General features: G+C 70.0%; 9 protein-coding genes. 5 read left to right on the forward strand and 4 right to left on the reverse strand.

All coding sequences use genetic code 11. The features are described 5' to 3' along the window. From ACTHL9_RS07340 to ACTHL9_RS07355, 4 genes are all read left to right on the forward strand, one after another. The coding region (locus ACTHL9_RS07340) for a phosphogluconate dehydrogenase C-terminal domain-containing protein (RefSeq protein WP_440518192.1) at positions 1 to 675 on the forward strand (675 nt) is incomplete at its 5' end. Positions 676 to 795: 120 nt separating this feature from the next. Further along, entirely contained in the window at positions 796 to 1,833 is a 1,038-nt protein-coding gene (hutG, locus tag ACTHL9_RS07345; RefSeq protein WP_440518193.1) for a formimidoylglutamase, read from the forward strand. A gap of 33 nt (positions 1,834 to 1,866) precedes the next feature. Then, positions 1,867 to 2,352, forward strand: a complete 486-nt coding sequence (locus ACTHL9_RS07350; protein WP_440518194.1) for a MarR family winged helix-turn-helix transcriptional regulator — start codon at positions 1,867 to 1,869, stop codon at positions 2,350 to 2,352. A 12-nt stretch (positions 2,353 to 2,364) separates the two neighbouring features. Then, on the forward strand, positions 2,365 to 4,047 hold the full coding sequence (locus tag ACTHL9_RS07355; RefSeq protein WP_440518195.1) for an MFS transporter: 1,683 nt from the start codon (positions 2,365 to 2,367) through the stop codon (positions 4,045 to 4,047). A gap of 96 nt (positions 4,048 to 4,143) precedes the next feature. Here ACTHL9_RS07355 and ACTHL9_RS07360 read toward each other — a convergent pair whose 3' ends face one another. From ACTHL9_RS07360 to ACTHL9_RS07375, 4 genes are all read right to left on the reverse strand, one after another. Continuing rightward, positions 4,144 to 4,380: a hypothetical protein gene (locus ACTHL9_RS07360; RefSeq protein ID WP_440518196.1), complete on the reverse strand. Its 237-nt coding sequence runs from the start codon at positions 4,378 to 4,380 to the stop codon at positions 4,144 to 4,146. Between the two features lie 150 nt (positions 4,381 to 4,530). Next, positions 4,531 to 6,132 (reverse strand): histidine ammonia-lyase, encoded by a 1,602-nt coding sequence (hutH, locus tag ACTHL9_RS07365; protein ID WP_440518197.1) that lies wholly within the window; start codon positions 6,130 to 6,132, stop codon positions 4,531 to 4,533. Between the two features lie 14 nt (positions 6,133 to 6,146). Continuing rightward, on the reverse strand, positions 6,147 to 7,871 hold the full coding sequence (gene hutU / locus ACTHL9_RS07370) for a urocanate hydratase (protein WP_440518198.1): 1,725 nt from the start codon (positions 7,869 to 7,871) through the stop codon (positions 6,147 to 6,149). Positions 7,872 to 8,119: 248 nt separating this feature from the next. Continuing rightward, a complete protein-coding gene (locus ACTHL9_RS07375) occupies positions 8,120 to 8,899 on the reverse strand; it encodes an IclR family transcriptional regulator (protein WP_440518199.1) in 780 nt (259 codons plus the stop codon). Between the two features lie 192 nt (positions 8,900 to 9,091). Between ACTHL9_RS07375 and ACTHL9_RS07380 the strand changes: the two genes are divergently transcribed. After that, positions 9,092 to 9,881, forward strand: a 790-nt coding sequence (locus ACTHL9_RS07380; RefSeq protein ID WP_440518200.1) for an amino acid permease, incomplete at its 3' end; no start/stop codon positions are given.

Raw genomic sequence — 9,881 nt, forward strand, 5'->3', positions numbered from 1 at the left:
GACGTCGTCATCCTCGCCGTGCCCGACGTCGTCCTCGGCAAGGTCTCCGAAGGCGTCGTGCCCCAGCTCAAGCCCGGCGCGATCCTCCTGACCCTCGACCCGGCCGCCGCCTACGCGGGCCTGCTCGCCAAGCGCGAGGACGTCGTCCAGGCCGTCGCCCACCCCTGCCACCCCTCGGTGTTCCTCGAGCGCACCACCAAGGAGGAGTGGGCCGACACCTTCGGCGGCGCCGGCGCACCCCAGAACGTCGTCGCCGCGATCGACGACGACGCCCCCGCCGGTGCCCGCGACCGCGCCGAGGCCGTCATCCGCACCATGTACGCCCCCGTGATCGACGTCCACTGGGTCACCGTCTACCAGCTCGCCGTCCTCGAGCCCACCCTCGTGGAGACCGTCGCCTGCATGATCGGCACCCTCCTGAACGAGGCCCTGCACGAGACCGTCCACACCGTAGGGGTGCCCGAGGAGGCCGCCAAGGCCATGCTCTTCGGCCACACCCAGATCGCGCTCACGAACGCCCTCCGCGGCTCGAACCCCTTCTCCGAGGCCTGCGAGATCGCGATCCAGTACGGCAAGCGCACCATCATCAAGGACGACTGGAAGAAGATCTTCCAGGACTCCGAGCTCGACGCCGTCATCGCCGAAATGCTCAAGCTCGACAAGGTCAACCGCTAGAGGACCAGCACGAACCCGCGCACCGGGGTTTCGGCGCACTGCGGGAACGTGTACGGACCCCCGGACATCTCTCGGCCCAGACTCTGGCGCGCCCCCTTCCAGGTGCGCTGTGCTGGTGTGATGAGCGAAGTCACCTCTCCCGCCGTGTCCACTGATGTCTCCCCTGCGCGCGACACCTCCCCTGCGCCTGACGTCTCTCCCATGCCCTGGACCGGGCGGCACGACGGCGACTCGCCCGAACACCGCCGCTGGTGGCAGGCCGTGCAGCCGTGCACGCCCCAAGCCCTCGCCGAAGCCGCGGTGGCCGCGGAAGCGCAGGGCGCCGGCAGGCCCGCTGTCCTCCTCGGCTTCGCAAGCGACGAGGGCGTACGCCGCAACAAGGGACGGGTGGGCGCTGCGGCCGCACCGAACGCGATCCGCGCCGCCCTCGGACCGCTCGCCTTTCACTTGGGCAGGGACGTGTTCGACGCCGGCGACGTCACCGTGGAGCTGGGCGAGGAGGTGGCTCCGGGTGACCTCGAAGGCGGACAGGAGCGCTGCGGCGAGCTGATCACGTCCATGCTCGACGCCGGAGCCCTGACCGTCACGCTCGGCGGCGGGCATGAGACCGCGTACGCAAGCTACCTCGGCGTCGTGGACTCGGAACGCGTGGCCGGGTCCCGCGTCGGCGTGCTCAACCTGGACGCCCACTTCGATCTTCGCGCGGAAGACCGGGCGAGCTCCGGCACCCCGTTCCTCCAGATGGCCCGCGCGGAAGCCGCCGCGGGGCGCACGCTCGAGTACGCCGTCGTCGGCATCTCGCGGCCCAACAACACTCTCGCGCTGTTCCGGCGGGCGGACGAGCTCGGCGTGCGCTATCTTCTCGACGAGTACGCCACGCGGGAGACCGCGGAATCGTTCGTCGAGGACTTCCTCTCCGGGCTCGACGCCGTCTACCTGACGATCGATCTGGACGTCCTGCCGGCCGCCGTCGCCCCCGGGGTCTCCGCCCCCGCGGCGCTCGGGGTGCCGCTCGAGGTGATTGTCGCCGTCGTGCGCCGTGTGGTGGCCAGCGGCAAGCTGGTCCACGCAGACCTCGCCGAGCTCAATCCGTCGTACGACGTCGACGGCCGCACCGCCCGCGTGGCCGCGCGATTGGTGGACACCATTCTCTGCTAGAGATGCATAATCTCCTTATGTCATAATCGGCCTATGAGTCCGGAACGCCTCGCCGATCCTGTTCTGGTCGGCCGTTTCTCGACCCTGCTCGAGCAGCTGGTTCGGCGCCTGCGAACCATCTCCGCCGTCGGCGGCATCTCCCCGTCGGTCGCGTCTGCGCTCAGCCGCCTGGGCGCCGACGGACCGTTCCGCGTGACCGAGCTCGCGCGCGTCGAAGGCGTGTCGCAGCCGGCCATGACCCAGCTCGTCGCGCGCATGGAGAGCGAGGGCCTCGTGGCCCGCGAAACGCCCGAGGGAGACCGCCGGAGCGTCTTCGTGAGCGTGACCGACCGCGGCCGCGACGTGCTCGAGCAGCGCCGAGCCCGGCGAATCGCCTTCCTCGACGACCTCCTCCGGGGGCTCGGACGCGAAGACCGGGCCGCGATCGCGAACGCCCTCCCCGCACTCGAGCGCCTGGTGGACCAGGGCTTGGTGGACCAAGGCAAAGCCGGGCAACAGGACGACGAGGCCGAGAACTAGGAGGAGCCGACGATGAGTGCACCACACGGCCAGAAGACGAATCCCTTCAAACAGCCGGGCGCGGTATGGGCGGTGGCGTTCGCATGCGTCATCTCGTTCATGGGCATCGGGCTCGTGGACCCCATTCTTCCCGCACTGGCGTCAGGGCTCCACGCCTCGCCAGCCGACGTCTCCCTCCTGTTCACGAGCTATCTCGTGGTGACCGCTGTGGCGATGCTCGGCGTCGGCTGGGTCTCGAGCCGCATCGGCTCGAAGTGGACCCTCGTTGTGGGGCTGGCCGTCATCGTGGTGTTCGCCGCCCTGGCGGGGACCTCAGACACCATCGGCGGGATCATCGGCTTCCGCGCCGGCTGGGGCCTCGGCAACGCCATGTTCATCGCCACGAGCCTCGCCGTCATCGTCGCCTCAGCCAAGGGTGGCTTCTCGGGGGCGATCATCCTCTACGAGACCGCGCTGGGGATCGGCATCGCCGTGGGTCCGCTCCTCGGCGGCGAGCTCGGCAGCATCAGCTGGCGCGGCCCGTTCTACGGGGTTGCGGTCCTCATGGGCATCGCACTCATCGCGACGCTGCTCTTCGTCCCCAAGCAGCCCAAGCCCGCGCAGAAGACCAAGCTCAGCGCCCCCATCACGGCGCTCCGCCACCGGGGCCTGCTGATCATGGGCCTCATGGCCCTGCTGTACAACTGGGGCTTCTTCACGATGCTGGGCTACGCCCCCTACCCCATGAAGCTCGACGCTCACGAGCTCGGGCTCGTGTTCACCGGCTGGGGCATCCTCGTAGCCCTCTTCGCCGTGTTCTTCGCGCCCCGGCTCCAGCGCCGCTTCGGCACCGCACCCGTGCTCTACGCCAACCTGCTCGGCCTCGCCGTGGTCATGGCCGTGATCGCGCTCGGTGTGGCGACGCCGGCCGTCGTCGTGGTCGCCGTCATCATCAGCGGCGCGTTCATCGGCATCAACAACACGCTCACCACTCAGGCCGTCATGCTGGTAGCCCCGGTGGAGCGTTCGGTCGCGTCTTCGTCGTATGGCTTCATCCGCTTCATCGGCGGTGGCCTGGCGCCGTTCGTGGCCGGCAAGATCGCCGAGTCCACGAACCAGAGCGTGGCGTTCTGGGTCGGTGCCGTCGCGTTCCTGCTCGCCATCCCGGTCCTGGCCTCCGGCCACAAGCTCGTGGCGAAGGCCGAGCGCGAGGCCGAGGAACCGGAGGTCATCCGGCCGACGCTCGAGCCGCTGAGCCCGGTTACGCGCGGCGCCGGGCGGCCCGTGGTCGTGGCCGTGCGCGCCAACGAGTCGGCCGCGGGCGTAGTGGACCAGGCCGCTCGGATCGCCCGCAGGGACGGCGCGCCGCTCGAAATCGTCCACGTTCGCGAGACCGACGTCATCGAGGAGCTCGCGGTGAGCCCCGAGACCGAGGAGGAGGCCCGCGCCGCCGTGACGTCCCATCTGGACCGGCTCGCGGCGCACGGCCTGACGGCCCGCGGGCTGGTCCTCCACAGCGTCGGCGATCGCGCTGCCGCCGCTGAGGTCCTCGCGCGGCATGCTCACGACGTCGAGGCCCGCGCCCTCGTGGTCCGCCGCTCGGCGCGGAGCGTGGTGTCGAAGCAGCTCGACGCGCGCCTCGCCAGTGTGCCCGACGGCGCCGCGCGTCCCGAGCTCGTCCTCGTCGACACCCAGCCCGAGGCATCCCAGGCCTAACTCTCGGGACGAACCAGCGAACAGCCACGAGGGCCCGCACCATCAGCGGTGCGGGCCCTCTTGGCTTGCAGCGTTCCCCGTTGCGAGCGAGGGAACTCAGGCGCGGCGCACGAGTACGCCGTCAGACTTGAGGAACAGGCGGCGCGGCTCGGTGCCCTCCGCGCTCAGCCAGAGCACATTTCCACTCAGCGAGACCTCCTCGACCCGCCCCGCGGCAACGACCTGTGCGTGCTTGACCACCTCTACCGGCTCATCGGCCCGAAGCTCGCCCCAGTGGGTGAGGGGCGCCTGGTGCGCCTCTCGCCTGGTCAGTACTGCCTCGCGTGCCTTCATGTTCCTAAACCCCTCCGGTATCTGTCCCTGGTGCCCATTGTGACCCGCGTCATTGCGGATACATCGTTTCTATCGGTTCCTGAGGCGCGTCGCCATGTAACCCCATACGACGATCCTCAGGAACCGTTGTGCACTTCTCCAGCGCTGTGGTCAGACCAGACCGCCGACGGCGGAATTCACCGCCGTGAGCACCTCGCCGCGCGCGAGGAGGGCGTCGGCCTCCTCGAGCTCGGGCGACATGAATCGGTCGACGCCGGGCCCCGGCACCGTCTGGCGGAGCACCTCGAGCGCGGCCTGGCCGCCGGGACCCGGGACGAGGGCGCCGTCGGACATCGCGGTGCGGAGGTCGATCGCGCGCGCCGCGGTCACGAGTTCGATCGCGAGCACCCGCCGCACGTTCTCCACCGCCTTGCGGAGCTTGCGGGCCGCGTGCCAGCCCATCGACACATGGTCCTCCTGCATCGCCGAGCTCGGGATCGAGTCCACGGAGGCCGGGACGGCAAGTCGCTTGAGATCCGAGACCAGGCCGGCTTGCGTGTACTGCGCGATCATGAGGCCGGAGTCCACGCCGGGATCGTCCGCGAGGAACGCCGGTAGGCCGTGCGAGCGCGCTGGATCGAGCATCCGGTCAGTGCGGCGCTCGGCCATGGACGCAAGGTCCGCGGCGGCGATCGCCAGGAAGTCGAGCACGTAGGCCACCGGGGCTCCATGGAAGTTGCCGTTCGAGCTCACGCGCCCGTCGGGAAGCACCACGGGGTTGTCGATCGCCGCCTCGAGCTCGCGCTCGGCCACCATGCGCGCATGCGCGATCGTGTCGCGGACGGCGCCGGCAACCTGAGGGGCGCAGCGCAGCGAGTAGGCATCCTGAACGCGGGTGTCGCCGGTCTTGTGGGACTCGACGATCTTGGACCCGCGCAGGACGGCAAGGATATTCGCCGCCGAGGCCGCCTGCCCGGGGTGCGGCCGAAGAGGCGCGTGAAGCTCGGGCAGGAACACCTGGTCGGTGCCCATGAGCCCATCGATGGAGAGTGCAGCCGTGATGTCGGCGGTCTTCACCAGTGCGTCGAGGTCGTGGAGCGCCATGAGGAGCATGCCGAGCATGCCCTCCGTGCCGTTGACCAGCGCGAGGCCCTCCTTCTCCGCCAAGGTGACCGGCTCGATGCCGTGCTCGGCGAGGAGCTCCGCTGTCGTCCGCTGTCCGCGGCCGCCGAACGCCTCGCCGTCCGGGCCTACCGCCTCGCCCTCGCCCATGAGCACCAGGGCGACGTGGCTGAGCGGCGCGAGATCGCCCGAGCAGCCGAGCGAACCGAACTCGCGGATCACCGGGGTGATCCCGGTGTTGAGGAGCTTGACGAACGTCTCGAGGACCACGGGCCGCACGCCCGTGCGGCCCGACGCGAGGGTCTTGGCGCGCAGGAGCATGAGCGCGCGGACCACCTCGCGCTCGACCGCCGGCCCCATGCCCGCCGCGTGGCTGCGGATGAGGGACTTCTGCAGCTGCGTGCGCAGCTCCTGCGGAATGTGGCGGTTGGCGAGGGCGCCGAAGCCCGTGGAGATGCCGTAGGCGGGCGTCTCGCTCGCGGCGAGCGCCTCGACGTGGGCACGGACGCGTGCCACCTCATCGAGAGCCTCAGGCGCGACGGCCACCTTCGCGTCGTAGCGGGCGACGGCGACAACGTCGGCCGCCGTCAGCCCGCCGAGGGCGAGGGTCACCTCGGTGGGAAGGCCGGTTTCGGGAGCGGTGAGGGTCATGTCAGGTTCCTTTGTCAGCGTCCGGCCATGGGGATCTTGACGCCGCGTTCGGCGGCGACGTCGACGGCGCGCTCGTAGCCGGCGTCGACGTGGCGGATCACTCCCATGCCGGGATCGTTGGTGAGCAGGGCGGTGAGCTTGGCGGCCGCGAGTTCCGTGCCGTCGGCCACGGAGACCTGGCCGGCGTGGATGGAACGGCCGATGCCGACGCCGCCGCCGTGGTGGATCGAGACCCAGGTGGCGCCGGAGGAAGCGGCCGTCAGGGCATTCAGGAGGGGCCAGTCGGCGATCGCGTCGGAGCCGTCCTTCATGGCCTCGGTCTCGCGGTACGGAGACGCCACGGAGCCGGAGTCCAGGTGGTCGCGGCCGATCACGATCGGGGCCTTGACCTTGCCCTCGGCGACAAGTTTGTTGAACAGCAGGCCCGCCTTGTGACGCTCGCCGTAGCCGAGCCAGCAGATGCGGGCCGGGAGCCCCTCGAACTCGACGAACTCCTCGGCGGCGTCGATCCAGCGGTGCAGGTGCTCGTTCTCCGGGAAGAGCTCCTTGATGGCCTGGTCTGTGACCTTGATGTCCTCCGGATCGCCGGAGAGGGCGACCCAGCGGAACGGGCCGAGGCCCTCGCAGAACAGCGGGCGGATGTAGGCCGGGACGAAGCCGGGGAACTCGAACGCCCGCTCGTAGCCGCCCTTGCGGGCCTCGTCGCGGATCGAGTTGCCGTAGTCGAAGACCTCGGCGCCCTCGTCCTGGAACTCGACCATCGCCTGCACGTGGCGGGCCATCGCGTTCTGGGCCTTCTTGGTGAAGCCCTCGGGGTCGGCCTCGGCCTCGTGGTGCCATTGCTCCACGGTGTACTCGCTCGGGAGGTAGCTCAGCGGGTCATGGGCCGAGGTCTGATCGGTCACAATGTCGACCGTGAGCTCGCCCGCGCGGTGCCGGCGCAGGATCTCCGGGAACACGTCGGCGGCGTTGCCCACGTACCCGACCGAGAGCGCACGGCCCTCCGCCTTCGCTGCGACGACCTTGGCCAGGGCCGCGTCGAGGTCCGTCTCGACCTCGTCGAGGTAGCGCTTGCCGGCGCGGCGGCGCAGGCGGGTCTCGTCGACGTCCACGATCAGGACCGCGCCGCCGTTGAGGGTCACGGCCAGCGGCTGCGCGCCGCCCATGCCGCCGCAGCCGCCCGTGAGGGTGAGGGTGCCCTTCAAGGAGCCGTCAAAGCGCTTGGCAGCCACGGCGGCGAACGTCTCGTACGTGCCCTGCAGGATGCCCTGGGTGCCGATGTAGATCCACGAGCCCGCGGTCATCTGGCCGTACATCGTGAGGCCCTCGGCCTCGAGGCGGCGGAACTCGGGCCAGTTCGCCCAGTCGCCCACGAGGTTCGAGTTGGCGATGAGCACACGCGGCGCCCACTTGTTGGTGCGGAAGACGCCCACCGGCTTGCCGGACTGCACGAGGAGGGTCTCGTCGTCGTCCATGTCCCTGAGCGTGTCGATGATCGCGTCGAAGGCCTTCCACGCGCGGGCCGCGCGGCCCGTGCCGCCGTAGACGACGAGCTCGTCGGGACGCTCGGCGACCTCGGGGTCGAGGTTGTTCATGAGCATGCGCATCGGCGCCTCGGTCTGCCAGGACTTTGCGGTGATCTCCGTGCCGCGAGGGGCGCGGACCGGGCGGGCACCGGTCGTGAAGTCCGCCTTGCCTGCCGCGGCTGCGGTGGACTGGGACTGATGGGTGATGGTCATCGTGACTCCTGCGTCGATGATGGAGGCCTGTGCGGGGAAGGCGTCCGGGTGAACCTTCTGTATCCATGACACCGCGACGACGACGCCGGAAACAGGGGGTTTCGTTGGGCGTTGTCCGGGATTCCAGACGTGCCCAGGGGGCTGAACGGTTTCCGACCGGGATTGCCGGCGCTCGTGCGGCGAGCCGCGACGACACGCCGAAGAATCGCCCCGATCCCCGCCCGATTCCGGTCGGAATCCGGCAGGGCTCAGCCGCGCCCGTAGATCCGGTGCGAGAGCTCCGCCGCCACCCGCGCGACCTGCCGCGCCAGCTCGTCGCGCTCGCCCCCCGGCACCTTCTCGCCGAGGAAGGTCACGGCGACGGCCGCCGTCGGCCAACCCGCGTGGTCCTTGACCGCGGCGGCGACCGATGCGAACCCCGAGGTGACCTCGCCGTCCTCCGTCGCGTAGCCACGCTGGCGGACTTGATCGAGCGCGGATTGGAGCGCCGCGTAGCTGCGGATGTGCTCGCCCTCCTCGGTCCGCTCGCTGAACGCCGCGGCGTTGGGGTAGAGCGCACGGACCTGGGATTTCGGCAGGGCCGCGAGGATCGCGCGCCCGCTCGCCGTGAGATGGCTGGGGAGGCGGACGCCGACGTCGGTCACGAGCGAGGGCCGGTTCTTGGCCCGCTCCTCGACGATGTACAGCACGTCGCGGCCGTGCAGGACCGCGAGGTGAGCACTCTCTCCGAGGGTGTCGACGAGCGAGGCGAGCATGGGGCGGCCCAGGCGCGAGAGGGGCTCCTGGCGGGAATAGGCGCTCGAGAGCTCGAACGCGCCGATCCCGAGCCCGTACCGCCGCTCCTCCGCGAGGTGCATCACGAAGCCGTTCTCCTCCATGACGGCGAGCAGATGGTAGACGGTGGACCGCGGCAGCCCGAGGGCCGAGGCGATGCTTGCGGCGGGCTGCGGGCCCCGACGCGAGGCGAGCAGGCGCAGGATGCGCAGCGTGCTCTCGGCGGCAGGGACCTTGGACTTGAGTTCGGACATTGTGGGAACCTCGGGAGCGGAGTGTGTCTGAAATACCGAACTCCAGTGTGCAGGCGGACGACAGCGGAGCGCACCTCCTGCGCGCAGGCGCGAGTCTGCAATGCCAGACACCGGACGCTCGTGATGCCACTCACAGGCCCTTCCCGGCCGGGAGAGTGGAAGGGATCTTCCCAGCGACGCGAGGAATCCCCCATGCAGCATTCACCCGCCGTGCTCAGTCGCGGCCTCAACGTCCGCCACATCCGGTTCATGGCCTTGGGATCGGCCATCGGGACCGGCCTGTTCTACGGCTCGGCCTCCGCGATCCAGGCCGCGGGGCCCGCCGTCCTCATCGCCTACATGATCGCCGGAGCCGCCGTCTTCATGGTCATGCGGTCCCTGGGCGAGATGGCCGTGCGCCACCCCGTCGCCGGCTCGTTCAGCCAGTACGCGGGGCGCTACCTCGGCCCGCTCGCGGGCTTCGTGACCGGCTGGACGTACGTCTTCGAAATGGCGATCGTGGCCATCGCCGACGTCACAGCCTTCTCCATCTACATGGGCTTCTGGTTCCCGGAGACGCCTCGATGGATCTGGATCCTGGCCGTCATCTTCTTCCTCACGGGCATCAACCTTCTGAGCGTCCGCGTCTTCGGCGAACTCGAGTTCTGGTTCTCGCTCGTGAAGGTCGTTGCCATCGGCGCGATGATCCTCGGCGGTGCCGCGCTCATCGTCTTCGGTGTCCAGCTTGGCGCCCACCAGCCTGGCTTCGGGCAGCTCGTGGACCACGGCGGCTTCATGCCGAACGGCTTCGGGGGGATGCTCGCGGCGTTCTCCGTGGTCGTGTTCGCGTTCGGCGGCGTCAAGACGATCGGCGTGACCGCCGGCGAGGCGGCCGACCCCAAGCGAGCCATACCGCAGGCCGTCAACACGGTTCCGGTCCGGGTCCTCCTCTTCTACGTGCTCACGCTGACCGTGCTCATGAGCCTGTTCCCCTGGAACGAGG

It is taken from the genome of Sinomonas sp. (genome assembly GCF_051955515.1).
Taxonomy (GTDB): Bacteria; Actinomycetota; Actinomycetes; order Actinomycetales; family Micrococcaceae; genus Sinomonas.

What these genes read in the sequence shown, in the direction of transcription:
- hutG (WP_440518193.1), top strand. Translation starts at nt 796, where the DNA reads ATGAGCGAAGTCACCTCTCCCGCCGTGTCCACTGATGTCTCCCCTGCG.
- ACTHL9_RS07350 (WP_440518194.1), top strand. Translation starts at nt 1,867, where the DNA reads ATGAGTCCGGAACGCCTCGCCGATCCTGTTCTGGTCGGCCGTTTCTCG.
- ACTHL9_RS07355 (WP_440518195.1), top strand. Translation starts at nt 2,365, where the DNA reads ATGAGTGCACCACACGGCCAGAAGACGAATCCCTTCAAACAGCCGGGC.
- ACTHL9_RS07360 (WP_440518196.1), bottom strand. Translation starts at nt 4,380, where the DNA reads ATGAAGGCACGCGAGGCAGTACTGACCAGGCGAGAGGCGCACCAGGCG.
- hutH (WP_440518197.1), bottom strand. Translation starts at nt 6,132, where the DNA reads ATGACCCTCACCGCTCCCGAAACCGGCCTTCCCACCGAGGTGACCCTC.
- hutU (WP_440518198.1), bottom strand. Translation starts at nt 7,871, where the DNA reads ATGACCATCACCCATCAGTCCCAGTCCACCGCAGCCGCGGCAGGCAAG.
- ACTHL9_RS07375 (WP_440518199.1), bottom strand. Translation starts at nt 8,899, where the DNA reads ATGTCCGAACTCAAGTCCAAGGTCCCTGCCGCCGAGAGCACGCTGCGC.